General features: G+C 65.6%; 20 protein-coding genes, 1 tRNA gene and 1 pseudogene. 7 read left to right on the top strand and 15 right to left on the bottom strand.

All coding sequences use genetic code 11. The annotated features are described in order from the left end of the window. Positions 1–64 precede the first annotated feature (64 nt). The 7 genes and pseudogenes from ACD584_RS15900 to rocF form a co-directional block, all read right to left on the bottom strand. On the bottom strand, positions 65–1717 hold the full coding sequence (locus ACD584_RS15900) for a M28 family metallopeptidase (RefSeq protein WP_175611788.1): 1653 nt from the start codon (positions 1715–1717) through the stop codon (positions 65–67). Positions 1718–1881: 164 nt separating this feature from the next. Further along, entirely contained in the window at positions 1882–2826 is a 945-nt protein-coding gene (locus tag ACD584_RS15895) for an MBL fold metallo-hydrolase (protein ID WP_175611475.1), read from the bottom strand. Positions 2827–2909: 83 nt separating this feature from the next. After that, a complete protein-coding gene (locus ACD584_RS15890; RefSeq protein ID WP_043922084.1) occupies positions 2910–4199 on the bottom strand; it encodes a tryptophan--tRNA ligase in 1290 nt (429 codons plus the stop codon). 159 nt (positions 4200–4358) lie between these two features. Next, the gene (locus ACD584_RS15885; protein WP_011038998.1) at positions 4359–4568 is read right to left on the bottom strand and encodes a CsbD family protein; all 210 of its coding nucleotides are present in this window, start codon (positions 4566–4568) and stop codon (positions 4359–4361) included. 231 nt (positions 4569–4799) lie between these two features. Continuing rightward, the gene (locus tag ACD584_RS15880; protein ID WP_011270059.1) at positions 4800–4934 is read right to left on the bottom strand and encodes an entericidin A/B family lipoprotein; all 135 of its coding nucleotides are present in this window, start codon (positions 4932–4934) and stop codon (positions 4800–4802) included. Between the two features lie 76 nt (positions 4935–5010). Further along, complete coding sequence (locus tag ACD584_RS15875) at positions 5011–5163, bottom strand: entericidin A/B family lipoprotein (RefSeq protein ID WP_011038999.1); 153 nt, start codon at positions 5161–5163, stop codon at positions 5011–5013. Positions 5164–5273: 110 nt separating this feature from the next. Continuing rightward, positions 5274–6197, bottom strand: a pseudogene (gene rocF, locus ACD584_RS15870) (arginase). A gap of 313 nt (positions 6198–6510) precedes the next feature. Here rocF and ACD584_RS15865 point away from each other — a divergent pair. From ACD584_RS15865 to tmk, 5 genes are all read left to right on the top strand, one after another. Next, a complete protein-coding gene (locus ACD584_RS15865; RefSeq protein WP_012439505.1) occupies positions 6511–6972 on the top strand; it encodes a roadblock/LC7 domain-containing protein in 462 nt (153 codons plus the stop codon). Between the two features lie 82 nt (positions 6973–7054). Continuing rightward, complete coding sequence (locus tag ACD584_RS15860; RefSeq protein ID WP_011039002.1) at positions 7055–7414, top strand: hypothetical protein; 360 nt, start codon at positions 7055–7057, stop codon at positions 7412–7414. Positions 7415–7516: 102 nt separating this feature from the next. Continuing rightward, positions 7517–8434 (top strand): hypothetical protein, encoded by a 918-nt coding sequence (locus tag ACD584_RS15855; RefSeq protein ID WP_076035809.1) that lies wholly within the window; start codon positions 7517–7519, stop codon positions 8432–8434. Continuing rightward, positions 8431–8973 (top strand): ATP/GTP-binding protein, encoded by a 543-nt coding sequence (locus ACD584_RS15850; protein ID WP_076035808.1) that lies wholly within the window; start codon positions 8431–8433, stop codon positions 8971–8973. Before ACD584_RS15855 ends, ACD584_RS15850 begins: the two co-directional genes overlap by 4 nt. A 334-nt stretch (positions 8974–9307) precedes the next feature. Next, positions 9308–9985, top strand: a complete 678-nt coding sequence (gene tmk / locus ACD584_RS15845; RefSeq protein WP_076035807.1) for a dTMP kinase — start codon at positions 9308–9310, stop codon at positions 9983–9985. Between the two features lie 494 nt (positions 9986–10479). On the opposite strand, the gene ACD584_RS15840 is transcribed toward tmk, so the two are convergent. From ACD584_RS15840 to birA, 6 genes are all read right to left on the bottom strand, one after another. After that, complete coding sequence (locus tag ACD584_RS15840) at positions 10480–10641, bottom strand: hypothetical protein (RefSeq protein ID WP_175611474.1); 162 nt, start codon at positions 10639–10641, stop codon at positions 10480–10482. 29 nt (positions 10642–10670) lie between these two features. Continuing rightward, a complete protein-coding gene (locus tag ACD584_RS15835) occupies positions 10671–11030 on the bottom strand; it encodes a hypothetical protein (RefSeq protein ID WP_076037697.1) in 360 nt (119 codons plus the stop codon). An 857-nt stretch (positions 11031–11887) separates the two neighbouring features. After that, positions 11888–11963, bottom strand: a tRNA-Thr gene (locus ACD584_RS15830). A 33-nt stretch (positions 11964–11996) separates the two neighbouring features. Next, positions 11997–12782: an SPOR domain-containing protein gene (locus tag ACD584_RS15825; protein ID WP_011039009.1), complete on the bottom strand. Its 786-nt coding sequence runs from the start codon at positions 12780–12782 to the stop codon at positions 11997–11999. A 10-nt stretch (positions 12783–12792) separates the two neighbouring features. After that, a complete protein-coding gene (locus ACD584_RS15820) occupies positions 12793–13521 on the bottom strand; it encodes a type III pantothenate kinase (protein WP_014506225.1) in 729 nt (242 codons plus the stop codon). Continuing rightward, positions 13518–14522: a bifunctional biotin--[acetyl-CoA-carboxylase] ligase/biotin operon repressor BirA gene (gene birA, locus ACD584_RS15815; RefSeq protein WP_267129572.1), complete on the bottom strand. Its 1005-nt coding sequence runs from the start codon at positions 14520–14522 to the stop codon at positions 13518–13520. Before birA ends, ACD584_RS15820 begins: the two co-directional genes overlap by 4 nt. A 50-nt stretch (positions 14523–14572) precedes the next feature. Here birA and ACD584_RS15810 point away from each other — a divergent pair, with 50 nt between their 5' ends. Both ACD584_RS15810 and ACD584_RS15805 read left to right on the top strand, forming a co-directional pair. After that, on the top strand, positions 14573–14887 hold the full coding sequence (locus tag ACD584_RS15810) for a hypothetical protein (protein WP_076035806.1): 315 nt from the start codon (positions 14573–14575) through the stop codon (positions 14885–14887). Between the two features lie 8 nt (positions 14888–14895). Next, positions 14896–15651 (top strand): zinc-dependent peptidase, encoded by a 756-nt coding sequence (locus ACD584_RS15805; RefSeq protein WP_076035805.1) that lies wholly within the window; start codon positions 14896–14898, stop codon positions 15649–15651. Between the two features lie 117 nt (positions 15652–15768). Here ACD584_RS15805 and ACD584_RS15800 read toward each other — a convergent pair whose 3' ends face one another. Further along, the gene (locus ACD584_RS15800) at positions 15769–16956 is read right to left on the bottom strand and encodes a DUF1501 domain-containing protein (protein ID WP_040942018.1); all 1188 of its coding nucleotides are present in this window, start codon (positions 16954–16956) and stop codon (positions 15769–15771) included. Between the two features lie 14 nt (positions 16957–16970). Beyond that, entirely contained in the window at positions 16971–18560 is a 1590-nt protein-coding gene (locus tag ACD584_RS15795; RefSeq protein WP_076035804.1) for a DUF1800 domain-containing protein, read from the bottom strand. Positions 18561–18666: the final 106 nt, after the last annotated feature.

Here is an 18666-nt window from a genome sequence, read left to right as displayed (position 1 = left end):
GTGCATCTGCACTCAGCGATGCCCGGGCCTGACCAACGCACCGGGCACCTGCACCGCGCCGCGCTTACTTGCGCGCCGCATCGCTCTTGCTGCGGATCGCCTTGAATTCCGACCCGTCCTGCCAGCTCGGCCACTGGCGGTTGTTGGCCAGCGCCACACCCACGTCATAGACCAGCGTGGTGTCGGCCGCATGGCCGCTGGCATCCCATTGCGGGGTCCAGCGATCGCAGGGCTGGTGATAGCACTGCGCAAAGTAGGTATCGCGCAGCGCCTTGCCGGCAGCCACGCCACCATCGAGCATGTCCAGGCCCGGGCCTGCGGTGATCGCCGGCACACCCATGCGGGCAAACGCGAAATGATCGGCGCGGTAGAAGAAGCCCGCTTCCAGATTCGGGTCCGGCGAATACGTGCGCCCACGCGCCTTGGCCGCCTGTTCCAGATCGCCCTCCAACGAGACTCTTCCACGGCCCCACGAGGCGATGTCGCGGGTCGGGCCATCCGGGCTGAACATCTCCATGTTGAGCACCGCCACGGTCTTGTCCAACGGTGCCAGCGGATGTGCCGCGTAGTAGTTGGCACCCAGCAGGCCCTTCTCTTCGGCCGTCAACGCAATGAAGTACAGCGTGCGCTGCGGTCTGGGGCCGGCAGCGAACACGCGCGCCAGTTCCAGCACGCTGGCCACGCCGGTGGCGTTGTCCACCGCACCGCGCCGGATCGTGTCGCCGCTTGCATCGGCCTTGCCAACGCCAAACGCATCCCAGTGCGCGGAGAAGATCACCGTCTCATCCGGATGCTGGCTGCCGGTGAGCTTGCCCACCACGTTGTGGGTCACCACCCGCTCGCGCTTGAGCTTGAAGTCCACCGACAGGCGCGCATCGCCCAGCGCGATCGGTGCGAAGTCGCGCTGCTGTGCACGCTGCTTGGCCTGCTCGAAATCCAGGCCGGCACGCTGGAACAACGATTCCGCCAACGCACGCTGCATCCAGCCACGCACCGACACGTGCTGCGCGCGGGCGTCGGCATCACTGCGTTCGATATCGAACAGCGGCGACAGGCCGGAGCTCTGCACCGTGGCCCAGCCATACGCGGCCGGCGCGGTCTCGTGCACGATCAACACACCGGCCGCGCCGCGGCGCGCGGCTTCTTCGTATTTGTAAGTCCAGCGGCCGTAGTAGGTCACCGCCTTGCCGTCGAACGCGCCCGGCTGCGGCGTAGCGAAGTCGGCATCGTTGATCAGCACCACCGCGATCTTGCCGCGCAGGTCCACGCCCTTGTAGTCGTCCCACTGCCGTTCCGGCGCGCTGATGCCGTAGCCCACGAACACCAGCGGTGCATTCTTCAATGCCACCGTGTCGATCGGCCGCAGGCTCTGCAAGGTCACATCGGTGCCGTTGATCAGAGATTGGTCCTTGCCGCCCACATGCAACGTGGCGCGGACCGGCCCATCCACCTGCGCACGCACCAGCGGCACCGCCTGGGTCCAACCGCCCTGCTCGCCACCGGGCTGCACCCCTGCGGCCTTGAATTGCTCGACCAAATAATCCACGGTGCACTGCTCGCCGGCGCTCGCCGGTGCACGCCCTTCAAAATCGTCGGACGCCAGCAGGCGCACATGCCGCGACAGCGCTTCGGCATCAATCCCGCCGCCGGGCAGATCGTTGGCGGCCTGCGCCACACCTCCCACAAACAGGCAGGCGGACAACAGCAGGATGCGCATCGGATTCACGGCGTGGCCTTGCAACTCAAAGATGACCAACAGTTTACAAAGCGCGCGCGCAAAACCGTAGCGCTGTGTTGCTGCGCGATACGGGCAAGCGTGCTGCGCAGTGATTCGCACGCGGTTGCCGCCACTTGCAGCGCAACCACACGCCACACGCTGCCTCAGCCCGCGCGCACCGGCCGATCCAGCCAGCAGGCCAATCCCTGCGCATTGAGTTCGATATCGGTGGCCAGCAATTGCTCCACCGCGGCATCGTCCAATGGGCAGCCATGCTGGCGTGCGCGCTCCAGGTAGAGCGCGGTCAATGCGGCCACCAGGCAGCGGTGGCGGTCGGCACGCTCGGCACAGCCGTGCGCGATCTCGGTCATCGCATGGATCTGCTGCACAAGCGCCTGCGCCAATCGCTGCGGATGGGTCACGCGACCATAGTGGGTGAGATACATCGCCTCTGGCGCCATTGCCATCAGCCGTGCGATGGACTGCAGCATGGCCTCTGGCTCGAACTGCACCGGCGATGAGGTCGGCAGGATGAAGGCGCCCTGCGCGCTATCGAGCTGGCGATACGACAACCCGAAGGTGTCGCCGGTGAACCAGCTGCGGCTGCGCGCATCCCACAGGCACAGGTGATGCCGCGCATGCCCGGGCGTGTCGATGCACTGCAACGCGCGTGTGCCCAGCAGCAGCGTGTGCCCGTCCGGTGCCTGCACCACGCGTTCGGCCGGCACCGGCAGGATCTCGCCATAACTGCGCGCCATCGCTTCGGCGCCATAGACGGCGGTGGCGCCAGCAATCAGACGCGCCGGATCGATCAGATGCGGCGCACCGCGCGGATGCACCAGCACGCGCGCATTGGGCAGGTGCTGCAGCAAGGCCCCGGCGCCGCCAGCGTGATCCAGGTGCACGTGGGTCAGGATCAACCACTCCACCTGCGCCGGCGTCAGCCCGGCATGGGGCAACGCCGCCAGCATGTGCGGCACCGACAGACTGGTGCCGCAATCGACAAATGCGCCGCGTTGTTCGTCGACGATCAGGTAGGCGGCATCGAAGTTCGCGCCGCCAAAGCCGGTGTCGATGGCCTGGATGCCATGCTCGACGGGTTCTGTCATGCCCACCACACGATTGCCATGCGCAGCCTCAAGTGTAGACGCGTGCGCAGCGCTCCGCTGTGGACCACGTCAAGCGGCGACAATCACGCCTCGCGCAGCGCGCGCAATGCGGCAAGCACCGGCGCCGCATCGGCGGGCAGCTGCACACCCGGCAGTTGCAGCTGGGTGGTGTCTTCGGCCTGTTTCAGGCGCGCAATCAGCTGGCCCGCCTCGCGCGGCGATGCAAAGCCATCGCTCTGCAACAGCAAGGTGCCGGCCGCGTCGTGCAACTTGAAATAGAACTGGCCATCGCTCTCGCGGTATTGCTTGAATACCGGTAATGCAGCCTTGGCCGTCGTCGCCGGACCCACCGCGCTGGCCTGGCTGGACAGATCGCGCAAGCCCACCGCATCGCGCAGTTGCGCCAGCAACGGCGTGGCATAGCGGGCCCGCAGGCGCGCACCGCCGGCACGTAGCGTCGCCTCGATCTTGGCCGGCTCGGCCATCAATGCCTCATAGCGTGCGCGCAGCGGTGCGATCTCCAGATCGATGCGTTCGAACAGTTGCTGCTTCGCATCGGCCCAGCTGATGCCATCGGCAAACGCCTGCGCAAACGCAGCGGTTTCCTGCGGCGTGGCGAACGCCTGGTACAGCTGGAACAGCGCCGAGCCCTGCGTGTCCTTGGCCTCGCCCGGCGCACGCGAGTCGGTCAGGATCGAGAACACCAATTTGCGCAATTCCTCGCGCGGGGCGAACAACGGAATGGTGTTGTTGTAGCTCTTGCTCATCTTGCGGCCATCCAGGCCCGGCAAGGTGGCCACCTGTTCATCGATCACCGCATCGGGCAGGGTGAAATAGTCCTGCCCATACACATGGTTGAAGCGCTGCGCGAAATCGCGCGCCATCTCGATGTGCTGGATCTGGTCGCGTCCCACCGGCACCTTGTGCGCATTGAAGATCAGGATGTCGGCGGCCATCAGCACCGGATACATGAACAATCCGGCGGTGACTCCGGCGTCTTCGTCCTCGCCCTCGGCGCGGTTCTTGTCCATCGCCGCCTTGTAGGCATGCGCGCGGTTGAGGATGCCCTTGCCGGCCACGCAGGTCAGTAGCCACATCAATTCGGTGGTCTCCGGCACATCGGACTGGCGGTAGAACCACACCTTGTCCGGATCCAGGCCACAGGCCAGCCAGCTGGCTGCGATTTCCAAAGTGGAGCGCTGCGTCCGCGCCGGGTCCTGCGCCTTGATCAGGCTGTGCAGGTCGGCCAGGAAGTAGAAGCTCTCGGCATCGGTGGCCGTGCTGGCCTGGATGGCCGGGCGGATCGCACCGACGTAGTTACCCAGGTGCGGTGTGCCGGAGGGAGTGATGCCGGTAAGAACGCGAGTGGTCATCTGCATAGGCCAGGGAATCAGCCTTCAAGTTTAACGGTTCCGCGCCAGGGCATCTGGCAGCGCCTGGCGCCGGTGCCGCGTACAACGAAAGACGGGCCGCAGTGCAGCCCGTCCCTTGCACACGCTGCTTAGCCGATGGGCAAGCTGGCGCGCTGTGCCTTAGCGGTCGTCGCGCAACGACTTCTCGAAGGCGCGCACCTCGGTCTGGGCGCGATCACGGTCCCAGCCATAGCGCTCCTGCAGCTTGCCTTGCAGGTATTCCGCATTGCCTTCGGCCACCTTGAAATCGTCGTCGGTGAGGTCGCCCCACTTGGCCTGCATCTGGCCCTTGAGCTGGGTCCACTTGCCGGAAATGATGTCAGTGTTCATTGCGATTCTCCGCTGCTTGCGGCCGCGATTGACCGTGGCGCCAGCTTGATTCTGGCCGCGTTCGGCACAGGTCAAAAGATGTCGAGCGCGCACTCACCGCGATGAACGGTTGCCATCGCATCCGCGTGCGAAGGCGACGCCTGCACCCGCACATAGTGCCGCGCGCCATTGCGTTATCCACAAAAAAACGGGCCTTTCGGCCCGTTTTTGTTCACCGATGCAGCAAGTGGATCACTTGCGCGCGGCGTCTTCCACCTTCTCGCCAGCGCCCTGCACGTCCTTGCCGGCACCTGCGACGGTGTTGCAACCCGCCAGCATTCCAACCGACAACATCGACAGCACCAACAATGCAATTGCACGCTTCATAAACTCACTCCTTCATAGGCACGCGGCGGTCGCCGCAGATCAATCAAGACCAACCAAACAGATCAAACAAAACCGATCAGCACTTACCGTCGCTGCATTTGTCGGCGGTCTTCTCGACCTTGTCACCCGCACCCTGCATGTCCTTTCCGGCACCAGCCATGGTGTTACAGCCAGTCATCATGCCAGCCGAGAACAGGCCCAGCACCATCAGTGTCAGCAGTCGCTTCATTTGGTCTTCCTCGGTTCCGCGTCCGGTGCCGATGCACCCCGCTTGGCGCCAAATCTGACTGCGCGACCGTGGATTTGATGTGAACGCCGGGCCAAACGTTCAGGCACCGATCAATCTCGCATCAGCGTCGACTTGCCAAACAGGCTTTCCACCAGATCCACCGCCAGCTCGGCGGTGGCGTTGCGGTTGTCCAGCACCGGATTGAGCTCCACGATATCCAGCGACCCCATTCGCCCGGTGTCGGCGATCATCTCCATCACCAGCTGGGCCTCGCGATAGTTCGGCCCACCCGGCACGGTGGTGCCTACGCCCGGCGCAATGCTGGGGTCCAGGAAGTCCACATCGAAGCTCACATGCAGGTGGGTATCGGCGCTCATGCCCTGCAGGGCCGCTTCCATGGTGCGCTTCATGCCGGCTTCGTCGATGTAGCGCATGTCGTAGACGTCGATACGGTGCTGCTTGATCAGGCGCTTCTCGTCCGGGTCCACCGAGCGGATGCCGATCTGCCGGATCTGCTCGGGCAACACGGCGGGCGCGCTGCCGCCCAGGTGGGTCAGCGCCTGCGGGCCAAGGCCGCACAGGCAGGCCACGGGCATGCCATGCACGTTGCCGGACGGGGTTACCTCGCTGGTATTGAAGTCCGAATGCGCATCCAGCCACAGCACCCGCAGCGGGCGATGCTGCTCGCGGCAGTACTTGGCCACCGCGGTGATCGAACCGATGCCCAGGCAATGGTCGCCGCCCAGCATGATGGGCATGCGGCCTGCGCACAGCTGTGCGTAGCTGGCGTCCATCAACGCCTAGTTCCAGGCGACCACCTCGTCCAGATGCCGGTACCCGGCCTGCGGTGCCTGCCACGGATTGCGCGGGCCATCCAGATTGCCCAGGTCGCGCACCTCGACGCCGCGTCCGATCAAGGCCTCCTGCAGCCCGGCGATGCGCAATGCCTCCGGCCCCATCCGGGCACCACGGTGGCCGGCACCGATGTCGGTGGGCACGCCAATCAGGGAAACCGGCACGTACTGCGTTGCCATGCATTGCTCCAGCATCGGGAAAGCCGCGCAGTCTAGTCGTCGCATCGCGCAACTACGCGCGGCAGCGCAGCACGGCACACCGCTTGCATCGTGGTGCGTAGTCGTCATGACTGCCGTGAGCACCGTCATAAGTGACGTTGCGGGGCAGTTTGTGGCACGCGCAGCTTTGCGGGCTGTGCTTGTCTGACCGCACAGTTAAGAAGCTGAGTCCGGTATGACTATGCCCTCATATGCCGATGGTATCGTTCGCCCGCCAGCGCAGGACCGGTGTCACTTATTCGCGCAGGCCGTTCGCAACAGGGGGAAAACGTTCATGCCGCACAACGCCGTCAACCAGGTCGTCAAGGCTGCCGTGGGCGAAGTCGCGCGGGCGTCGCATCAGTACGACCTGCAGCGCATCGGGCGCGAATTTGCGCAGACCATCGAGCGCGAACCGGGGATCCGGCTGCTGATGTTGTCCACCGCGGACGGGCGCGCGATCACCGAGCAATCCAGCCTCGACGCCGATGGCCGCCGGCTTGCCGCCATGGCCAATTCGTTTTTGACGCTGGGCGAGACGCTGGCGCGCGAATCGGGCCTGAGCGAAGCCGATTACGCCACCATCAGCACCCGTGGCGGGCAGTTGGTGCTGATCCGCATCCGTGCCGACAAACCATTGACGCTGACCGCCGTGGGCGCCAGCGATCTCAATGCCGCCGCGCTGCTGTTCAACGCACGCGATTGCGCAGGCCGGCTGGCCACGGCGCTGGCAACGCCACCGCCGGCCGCCGCGTAGCACTGCTCGCTTGGCACTGTTCGTGCTTGCGTGTACGCACGGCATCCGCCCACTCATTTCTCAACGCTGGTAAGGACGACTCGTGTCAAAACTCAATCTGGAACAACTGCATTCGCTGGCCGGTTTCGTTGGCGCCGCGCTGGTCGACAGCGACAGCGGCATGGCGCTGGGCATGACCGGCGGTACCGAGCTCAACCTGGAACTGGCCGCGGCCGGCAACACTGAAGTAGTGCGCGCCAAGCGCCGCATCGCCGAACAGCTGGGCTTGAACGACACGATCGAAGACATCCTGATCACCCTGAGCAAGCAGTACCACCTGTTGCGTCCGCTGGAAAGCAACGGCGCGCTGTTTCTTTACGTGGTGCTGGACCGCGCCAAGGCCAACCTGGCCATGGCACGTCACGAACTGAAGGCGTTCGAGAAGACCCTCGACTTCGGTTGATCCGCTGATCGTTAAAGAACGGCGCCACTGCGCCGTTGCTATTGGCCTGCCGGCGCCCGCCCGCAGGCGTTGCTGCCTCGATGCGCCGCCAGGCGCCAGATCATGACCACACCCATCCACACCATGCGGGTCGCCACGACCGGCCTGGACCTGCTGCACACCACGCGCCTGAAACTGGCCTGCTCGCTGCTGCTCGCCGAACGCATCGACGTGCAGCTGGGCGAGTGGCCCGAGCACGCCGCCGATGTGGTGGTGCTGGGTCTTGAAAGTGCCGATGGCCTGGCCGCGTGGCAGGCCTTGCAAGGCCAGCCGGTGCGGGTGTTGGTGGTGTCGCGCACGCCGGTGGCGGGCGCATGGCTCAAGCACGGTGCCACCGTGCGCGAACTCAACGAACAATTGCGCCTGCTGCTGTCCTCGCCACAGCACGCGCCGGCCGCCGAGCCGGCGCTGTTGCTGCGCCATTGCCGCGGCGAATTCGGTACCGGTGCGGTGGTGCTGCAACAGGCGCAGCTGCGCGTCCGTGTAGACCCGGGCAATGGCTGGCTGGAGTTGCCCGCCTCGCTGCCGCTGGCTGCCTTGGTGGCTGCGCTGGACCGCCCCGATTGGCAACGCGCAATGGGCGACATCGGCACCACCGCCACCCGACGCATCTCGCTGGAAGCGCTGTATTTCGCCTTGCCCGAACACCTGCGCCCGGCACTGCCGGCGGTGGAACCGGGCCACGCGCTGCAACTGCGCCAATGGCCGGAACTCAGCGCCGATACCAGCACGCCGTCACAGTTGCTGGCCATCGCGCACCTGCATGCCCGGCCGTGGCGCCCGCAGGCGCTGGCCAATGCTTGCAAGCTGCCGCTGCAAACGGTGGAATGCCTGTTCGCCGCCGCGCTGGCCAGCGGCCTTGCCCAGACAGCGGAGATTGCCGTGCCGTCCACGCCGCGTCGTCAGAACAGCAGCAATTCCCGGTTCTTTTCCTGGGTTGCGCGTCGGTTCGGTCTCACCCTCTCCCAGGCACAGTCATGAGTCTTCCGGCCAACAAATTGGTGTTCGTGGGCGGCATGGGCGCGGGCAAGACCACCGCGGTGCGTGCGATCTCCGACGTGGAGCCGGTCAGCACCGAAATGCCGCTGAGCCAGGATGCCTACGGCGACAAGACCTACACCACCGTGGCGCTGGACTACAGCTCGATCGAGCTCGAAGACGGCGAGCTGCTGCACGTCTACGGCGTGCCCGGCCAGAAATACCTGGATTTCATGTGGCCGCTGGTGTGCGACGGCGCCCTGGGCGTGATCGTGCTGACCAGCGCACGCGATACGCAGATGCGCGACACCACACTGGAGCTGCTGCGCGAATTTTCGCGGATTGCGCCAGAGGCCAGCCTCGCCGTTGGCGTCACCATGACCGACGAAGTGCAGGAATTTCTGCTGCCGCCGTTCCGCGAGGCGCTGGTGTCCGCAGGCTTCCGTATCCCGGTCATGCGCGTGGATGCGCGCTCGGCCACCCAGATCACCTTCCTGGTGAAAACGCTGCTGTCCTATCGCTACACCTCCGCGCCGGTCTGAGCGGAAGGTGGCCGTGCGCGATCAACGCACACACAAAGTGAGTCAAGGAATCCGGTCACGACGGTGCCTGCAGAGGGCGTCACGCGGAGGATGCCGCCTCTAGGGTGGCGGCGACGCGTCCTTCATCCTTGAAGTCAGTAAAGCGTCGCTCAAACGCTACACGATTGAGCACCGTGCCTGACTTGTTCAGTATGACAACCGGACACGAGCGGCGGCATCGGGACATTCCTGACACATACGGCGGCGAATGCTGCATGCGCTTGTCGGTGCACCGACCAGCACGCGACTGCACGCAGCAATCGGCGGATTCAGGGGGATCGGCTAAAGTAGCGTGATGACTATCGAACTCACGCCAGGCGGCTTGTTGATCGCGATCGAAGGGATCGACGGAGCCGGCAAGACCACCCTCGCCAGGAGCCTGGCCACACTGTTGGAGCAGGCCGGCGCGCGCGTCGTGCTGAGCAAGGAGCCGACCAACGGCCCCTGGGGCACACAGCTGCGGCAGTCGGCCGCCACCGGGCGGCTGAGTGCCCAGGACGAGGTCGACCTGCTGCTCCGCGACCGCCGCGAGCATGTGGAAGCCTTGATCGCCCCGGCGCTGGCGCGCGGAGAGATCGTGATCCTGGACCGTTATTTCCCGTCCATGGTTGCCTACCAGGGCGCCGCCGGCCTGCCGCTGGATGCGCTGCTAGCCGCCAACGATTTCGCGCCGCGCCCGGACCTGCTGCTGCTGCTCGACCTGCCGCCGCCCACCGGTCTGGCGCGCATCCGCGCACGCGGCGATGCCCCCAATCATTTCGAAACCCAGGACAACCTGGAACGCTGCCGCACGATCTTTGCGGCGCTGCAGTTGCCGGGCAAGCACGTCATCGACGCCAGCGCCGATGCGGACAGCGTGCTCCGCCAGGCGCATGCGCTGGTGGTGGCCGCACTGGCCGAACGCGTGTCCGGCCATGGCGCAGGCACCGAGCAGGACGTACTGGGATTGCTCTCGGCCGGCCGCCCGGCCTGAGCCGAGGTCGCCGCCGGCCAACGCGCTGGCTGGCCTCACCGACAACCACTCTAGCGGTTGTCGACACGTCACCTGCGCCGTGACCAAACCAAGCGTCGCCCGCTGCGCGCCGTGGAACCAGACATCCACGCACAACACATCAGCGCGCGCCAGACGGTGCGCACTGTGATGACTGAAGAACGGGGATGGTGCCGACACCCGGATTCGAACCCCCTTGTGCTGCAAGGGTTTCCAGGCAGAGTGGGGAATTTGCTAAGTCACAGCCCTGCGATCGGGGCGTGTGGCTACCCAGAAGTCAGCCGCCCCTGGCGGTCGTCGTCAGCAATCTCAACCTGGCTGCGCGTCAGATTGATCGGCTACACGCGCGTCGTGGCGGGACAAGAACCGCGCCGGGCTGCCGAAGGGCCACAAGAAATGAAGAAGCCCGCCAAGAATATCTGGCGGGCTTCGTCATATAGGAAAAAACGCTGCGTCTAACAGCTCAACTTGCTCAATCAGGCCGTCGCCGACGCCTCACACCGTTCAATAGCACGGTCCAGATGTCGGTCAATCATGGAAAGCTCGGCCAGCACTTCGTGCGCCAAAGCGATCAGATCGTTCCTGTTCTTCGGCTGCGCCATTGCGTACAGGTCAAAGTTCAGGGTTGCGCCATTCATGTCAATTCTCCAATGTGCTTCGGGGTGGGTTAGATCTGCGCCTGCTGCTTGAGCTCGTGCATGACCTTGGTGTACTCATCCTGATTCTGGACTGCCAACGCGTTAGAAAGCAGCTTCATCTTTAAGATGCATTGCTTCGCGTTAAGGGCCTGCCGCATCTCGTCGTGTTCTAAGTCTCCACTCTCCACAAACTTAGTGAGGGCGAAGTCAGCGAACTCAAAACCCTTGATCACTTCTTCAAGGGACGGATTCAGGTTCTCTAAAAAATTGAAAAACTCGAAGGTTTCATGCGCTCTGAGCAGCGCGTTGACTTGACCGATGACGCGATTCCAAATTCGCCCAAGTAGTTCAGGCAGTGCATCTTCGGTCAACCGTGTTTCTTCATTCATCAAATAATCGTCCTTGTCAAGCCTCTCCGCGCTACGCCTACTACCTTCGCCTTCTTGCTTAGGCATGCGGAAACGGATGTTGCAGTAGTTGAGATAAGTTCGCTAGTGCCAGCGGCCTACTCCTTTTTGCTACATTTTCCAAGACTTAAAGTCGCACGAAAAAATCTATGTTTTTCATAAACTTACGATGGAATCCACCTTGAACGAGCCCGTACCATAGGACAATTGTCGGCAGATCGAACGAAATCTTTAACGAACATTTGCGCAAATTCTTAGCAGCGCTGCAAAATCTCAACTAGCATGAGACCGAGGTACTAGGCAGCGAGCGGCCATCGCAGACAAAGGCCTCCGACCAGCCTTCATGGTATGTAGTACCCCAGCCGCATCAGATTAGAAGGGGACGGTACGCTTGATATCTAAGCTCCCGACTTGGCGCTGCTCAGGCGCCTTGCGGAGTGAGCTGCCATTTTGGCACCGCGACCGGCACAGGTAGATTGGCGGCGATAGGTTCCCCAACCTCAGCCTCATAGCGTTTCAGTGCGTCATCGAAAGTCTTGTCTGGCAGCTTTGTGCCGCGCAGCTCGGCCTCGCGCTCCAAAGCCACTGAGCGGCTTCCTGACGCGTCGCCTTCGTGGTCGAGTCACGCACGCCGTCGATGTAGACCTGCACGCGGTACTTGTTGCCTGTTCGTTGGATGCTGGCCATCGCCGCATCGTATGGGGAATTTCTGGGGAGTGGGTAGTGACGAACCGTTGCGATACCGGGCGCCCACGTTTTTCACCGCCCCTGCGAAACCCTTGCTGCATGGGCCTTCCGGGCCTTCCGGGCGATTCGGGGATGTTGCGAAAAAACCTTCGTGGTGCCGACACCCGGATTCGAACTGGGGACCTACCGCTTACAAGGCGGTTGCTCTACCAACTGAGCTATGCCGGCAAAGGCGTGCGCGCATCGCGCAGGGTGCGCATTCTAGCGCAGCGCGGTGCAGTCTAGCGATCGTTGCCGGCTCGCGCCCGCACTGCGCTGCAGGCTGGACACCGACGCACTGCTGCGCACGTCGATCCACCAGCGCGATTGGCCGGTGCCACTGGGCACCAGTTGCGCGGGAAAGCCGGCGCTGACCAGGCTGGCCTGGCGCCGCTCTGCACGCTCACGGCTCTGGTACTGCCCCAGCGCGATGCTGTTGTCCTCCCCCTGGGCAATGACGTAGTAATCGCCGATTCCGGCCGCAGCAATGCGCTTGACCAGCGCCTGCGCCGCGGCGCGGTCGCCGACATTCGGCAGCATTACCCGAAAGGTACTCACTCCCGCATCCTTGTCCTCGCGCACGCTGGTCCGGCTGGCCTGCCCGCGCAGTGCGGGCAAGGCCGCATCGGCTTCGGCACGCGCCGCATACGGCCCCAGGCTGGTACAGCGCTCGGCGGGTGCGGCAACGGCGGGCGGCGGGCTTGCGGCAACCGCCGCTGGGGTGACAGCGGCGGTTGCCGCCGGCGTGGGCGGTGGAGTGTTGTCCACCGCTGCGACAGCCGGCTGCGCTGCAGGGGCCGCCGGGGGCGGCACGGGCGCTGCTGCTGGCGCCACCGTGGCAACGGCGGGCGCGGCAGCGGTGGGCGGCGTGGGCAGCAGCTCCAGCCGCGCCACACCTGCCGGTTGCGACGGCGCCGCCGGCGGGACAGCCGCCGGTTGCAGTGCCCACCACAACGCCACGCCGGCGTTGAGGATGATCAGGACAACGATGAGTGCGCGTACGTACATGCGGCCGATTCTACGGCGCGGCCGAATGCGTCGCCCAGGTCGCCAGGCCGTCCAGCACCAGCGCGGCGCGGAACTCGGCCGTGGGCAGCAACGGCAGCAACGGCGGCGCGCCACCGCCGTGCACCAGCAAGCGCACCGGCATGCCAAGGGTGCGCGCGGCGTGTTGCAGGCTGCGTTCGATCAAGGCCACCGCCGCGCCATCGCAGCCGGAGGTCAGCGCATCGTCGGTGTCGTTGGCCAGTTCGGCATAGGCGCCGCCGGTGGGCGGTAGCTGCACGGCGCGCGCATGCAGCGCCTCGCGCATTGTGGTCGGCGAGGCAGCGATCCGCCCGCCGTGATGCTGGCCGTCTGCGCCCAGCACGTCGATGGTCAGCGCGGTGCCGACCCCGGCCACCAGCACCGGCGCATCACCGCGCGCGCCGAGCAGGGCCAGGAAGCGGTCCACCCCGAACCGGCTCGGGTCGGCATAGGCAATCCGCACGCCGGCACAGGCAGCGGCGGTGCGCACCACCCGCACCTGCTCAAAGCGCGTGCGCAGGCTGGCCAGCACGCGCTCGGTCAGGCCCGCGGCGGCCACGCTGGCCACGTGCGCAACCTTGCCCGACGGCAGCGCCGACAACGCGGCGGTATCCATTGCCTCGGCCCCGTGCGCCCAGGCCTGCACATCGCCGGCGCGAGTGCCGTCCAGCGGCGCGTATTTGAAACGCGAATTACCCAGGTCGAACAGCCACTCACTCATGCAGGTCTCACGCTCACTTCTCCGGAGTGGAACAGGCGCACATCGCTGCCGATCTGCACACGCAGCGCGCCATCGGCCGCCAGGCCAAGCGCGGTGCCGCGGTGCAGGCTGCCGGCTTCCTCCACCTGCACCGCGCGCCCGCTCAGCAGGTCCAGCGCGGCATAGCGGCTCAGGAACGGGGCCAGCCCCTGCGCCTCGAACAACGCCAGCGCCGGGATCAGCCCGGACAGCACGGCCGCCACCACCTGGTCGCGCGACACCGGCCGGCCGGCCAGGGTATCCAGGTCCACCCAGGGCTGGTCGATGCTGGCAGCCGCAGCCGGCGGCATGTGCACATTCAACCCCAGCCCGATCACCGCGCGCGCATTGCCGGCCATCTCACCGCCGCCTTCGATCAACAGGCCGCCAAGCTTGCGCCCGCGCGCCAGCAGGTCGTTCGGCCACTTCAGCCCGACTTCGTTGAACCCGCAGCCGCGCAAAGCCTCGGCCACCGCCACCCCGACCGCCAGGCTCAAGCCGGCCAGCTGACCGAGCCCACCACTGAAGCGACGCGATGCCGACAGGTACAGGTGCGCGCCCAACGGCGAAGCCCATTGCCGGCCCCGGCGACCGCGCCCGCCGGTCTGCCGCTCGGCCAGCAACACAGACACGCCGTGTTCCGGCTCCGGGCGCGCCAGCAGCGTGGTGTTGGTGGAGTCCACGGTCCAGGCCAGCTCCAGCGCCGCCAGCCCGGCGGCGGCATCGGCTTGCAGGGCGGCGCGGATGCGCTGGGCGTCGAGCAGGTCCAGCGGCGCGGCAAGCTGGTAGCCCTCGCCGGCCTGGCCGTCGATCGCAACCCCGGCCGCGCGCAGGTTCTGAATGCGCTTCCACACCGCGGCACGGGTGAGCCCGGCCTCGCGCGCCAGCGTGTCGCCGGAGAGCCGGCCAGTCGCAAGTTTGGCCAGCAACGCGCGGTCGTCCACGGCAAGGTCCCCAAATCGATCCGTGAAATTATGCGCCAAGCTCCCCCAGGCGCCCAGCGCGGCTTGCGTGATGGGGTGAAAACCACGTTATGATCGGGGACTTACGCCGCTTGCCCTGGATGTGGACGATGCGCCGACTCACGCTCTGCCTGCTCTTGTTGTTGGCTCCGCTCGCCGCTCTGGCAACGGACCAGCTGGCCGACGGCGATCATGAGAGCTGCGTCAGCAGCAACTCGGCAGCACGCGGCAGAACGCCAAATGGCGAGCCACCCGCCGCGTCGCGCGTACCGGCCCACAAGCCTGCACCCGCCTCCAATGGCGGCGGTGGCGAAGGCGATGCGTTGTTCCCGCGCATGCGCATGATGCCGCGCTGGCACAGCTTCCTGCCGGGCATGTTCCGCTGATCCAGTGGGTGTTGCGCTGGCTACGCCGGCCACCTGCAGCCCTTGACGATGCACTTTGGCAGGCGGTCTGCACCGAGTGCGCCTGGGTTACCGCGCTCGATCCGCCGCGGCAACACCGCCTGCGTGCACTGACCACGCAATTCCTGCAGCAAAAGACCATTTCGCCGGTGCATGGGCTGACCCTGACCCCGCACGATGCCGTGCTGCTGGCGGCCACCTGTTGCCTGCCGCTGTTGAACATCGGCGCCGCCGGCTGGCGCGGCTGGTCGCAATTGATCGTGTATCCGGATGCCTTCCGCGTGCAGCGCACCCACATGGATGCCGCCGGCGTCATGCATGCCTGGGACGACACCCTGATCGGCGAGGCCTGGGAGCATGGCCCGCTGATCGTCAGCTGGGCCGATGTGCAGGCCGATCTGGCCGATCCCACCGCCGGCTTCAACGTGGTGGTGCACGAGATGGCGCACAAGCTCGATGCGCTGGATGGCGCGCTCGACGGCACGCCGCCGCTGCCGGCAGCGCAGTTCCGCGACTGGGCACGCGATTTCCAGCAGGCCTATACCGCGTTCTGCCGCCAGGTGGACGCAGGCACGCAGACCGACATCGACCCGTACGCCGCCGAAGCGCCCGAAGAATTCTTCGCCGTGCTCAGTGAGTATCACTTCTCCGCACCGCAGGTGATCGCACGCGAGATGCCGCGCGTGGCCGCACATCTGACCCGCTTCTACGGCGCCTCGCCGTTCGCGCACACGCCGCCAAACTGAAGTAACACGACGGCCACGGCATCGCTTGCGATCACTGCCGCAGTGCCGGCAACGCACGCGCACCTGATACGCCGTGCCGCAGGTTCTGCATCATCGTGACTGCATTGGTTTGCTGCCTTAGACCAGCCCAAGATTGCGCGGCCTGGCGCCGGGGAATACCCGCTCCAGCTGCGATGGCGACAAGCCCCACAGCCGGCCCAACAGGCCACCAAACAGGTCACGGTAATTGTTGAGTACCGGGTAATCGCGGTTCTGCAGCAGTTGCGCCTGCGCCACCGCGACCTGCTCGCCGGCGATGCGCCCGCCATGCACGGCGCCGCCCAGCACCCAGTACGCGGTGCCGTGGCCATGATCGGTGCCCTTGCTGCCGTTTTCGCGGAAGGTGCGCCCGAACTCGGAAATCACCACCACCACGGTGTCCTGCCATGCCGGCCCCAGCGCGTCCGCATAGGCGGCCAGGCCCTGCCCGAGGTTGCGCAGGTTATTGGCCAGCCCACCTTCGACGCTGCCCTGGTTGGCATGCGTGTCCCATCCACCAACATCCACAAATCCCAGCCGGTAGCGGTCGCGCATCAAGGTCGCCATGCGTCGGGTCTCGTCGGCAAAGGTGCGTGCGCTGGCCGCACCGCGGCCGGCCTGCTCCATTTCCTCGCGCAGTTGGGTGGTCACCTGCTGCCGCAACGCCAGGCCATCGCGCGCGGCCGCGGCCAACGGCGTGGCGCCATACATCTGCGCCAGGATCTGCGCCTGGCGGTCATCCAGGCCGCGCTTGCCAATGCCCTTGAGCGAGACATTCGGCAGATCGCCGGCGCCCTGGAACGTCAGCGGCAAGGAGTCGGTAAAGGCGATCGCCGGCACCCCGCTGAGCACACCCGACAACCGCGCCATGAAGCCGGAGCGGTAATCGCGGCGCTGCGTGGCCACCTGGCCGGATTCGATATCGTCCTGGGTTTCGAAATGGCTGCGCGACAGATCATCGGTACCGGCGAACGGCACGAACGCCAGTTGCTTGCGTTGCCACAGCGGCAGCAACGACTCCCCCACCACCGGGTTGAGACCCCACTGCGCATCCAGTGCCAGCGCGCTGCGCGGATTGTTTGTGTCTGGCCGGGCGATCGCCAGCGTCGGACGCGCCTGATAATAGAAATCGCTGCCATGCGGCACCAACAAATTGTTGCTGTCGTAGCCGCCGCGCAGGAACACCACCAGCATGCGTGCGCTGTCGCGTGGGGCAGCAAACAGGCGGCCGCTCCACGGCAGACTCGCAGCGGCAGCGGAGGCCAGCAAAAATTGACGTCGTTGCATCGGTGCACTCCCGCTCAGCGATAGTTGAAATCCGGCGAAGACAGCAAGAACCCATTCCACTCCTGCGGTGTGCGCGCCTGCTCCAGCCCCTGGCGCGTCGGCGCCGACAGCGATGGTTGCAGCCAACGGTACGCGGGGCGCGCATCGATACGCGTCAGTGGTGGTTTGCGCGCATTGCTCAGCTCTTGCGGCACATCGTCACGTTGAAACAACTGCACCGGCGCGCTGCCCAGCGTGCGTGCCACTTCGAACCGACGTGCCAGCTGCCCGGAACTGGTCCAGGCCTGCGATTGCAGCGACCATCCATCCGGCGTGATCCGTCCGAACAACGGCTCACCGAGTTGCTGCACCCAGCTCACCATCGGCGCGGCATTGGTGATGACTTCCCCGTCGTAGGCAAGCCGCATCGCCGATACCACCAGACGATTCGGGTCCTTGAATTTGCGCGGTTGCGCAGTGGCAAATTCCGGTGCGGCGAGCATGGTCTGCATCACTTGGGCGATGTCGCCGTCGCTGCGCTGGAACGTGGCGGCCATGCGCTTCACCAACGCCGCAGGCGGCTTGTCGCTGACGAAGTATTCGGCGAGCTTGTGCGAGATGAACTGTGCGCACGCCGGCTGCCGTACCAGCAGTTGCACGGCGCGCTCGATCTCATCCAGGCCGCCACCGGCAATGCGCTGACCCAGCAAGGTCTTGTCGCCGGGCTGATGACGCGCCGGGTTGAATTCGAACAGCCCCTTGCGCACGACCTGTGCTTGATCCTTGGCGGGCGGCGGCACCAGGCCCTCGCGTTTGACCTGCACCAGGCCGGCGCCAGTGAGTATCAAGGCCAGCTGCTGCACATCCTGCTGCGTGTAGCCGCCATCCACGCCGAGCGTATGCAGCTCCATCAGCTCACGCGCGTAGTTCTCGTTGACCTTGCCCTTGGCATTCTTGGCGTTGTCCAGATACTCCAGCATCGCCGGGCTCTGCAGCGTGGCCATCACCAGATCGGCGAACTTGCCGGTGGCATTGGGGCGGATGGCGGTTTCCATGTAATCGGCGGCCATCCACTTCACGCGGCCCTTGTCGGCATACACGCTGAAATGATTGAGCCAGAACCACACCAGTTGCTCGCGCATCTGATCCGGCGCATACACCGCGCGCAATAATTGCGCCTGGCGCGCCTGGGTGAGCATCTGCCCACCGCGCGCGCGCCACTGTTTGCTCGCGGCCACCTTGTCATCGCCATCGGGCATCGCCTGCAAACGCGCCTTGTCGGCCTCGTATTGCACCAGCAAGGTGTCGAGCGGGGTATGCAATGCATCGAACTGCTGCAGCTGCGCGCGCACCGGTGCAGGCAACGCTGCATCGTCGCTGGCTTGCAGCAGGGCCGCGCTGTAACGCGCCTGGCCCAGCCGCAGCAACTGCGCCACGTTCTCCGCACTGGCACCGTAGGTAGCGCGCTGCAGCCATTGCAGTTGCTGCGGTGTCGGCGCCGGCGCGGCGGTGGCCACCGCGCTGCAGACAAGCAGCCAGCCCGCGGCAAACACGCCAGCCCAATCGCGGCCGCGTATCACCCGCGCGGACGTGGCAGCTTCACTCTGCATGGCGTCGCTCTCCATCGTGGCGGCCGAACACCGGCCCAGTATGGTCAAGGCAACGCGTGAGGCGTTAAACGGTTGTCGGTGCGCCGCGCGGCAGTCGCAACGGGTTCATGCAACCGTGGGT

This window comes from Xanthomonas sp. NCPPB 2922 (assembly GCF_041520885.1).
Taxonomy (GTDB): Bacteria; Pseudomonadota; Gammaproteobacteria; order Xanthomonadales; family Xanthomonadaceae; genus Xanthomonas; species Xanthomonas campestris.
This window is presented reverse-complemented; position numbering and strand designations above follow the sequence as displayed.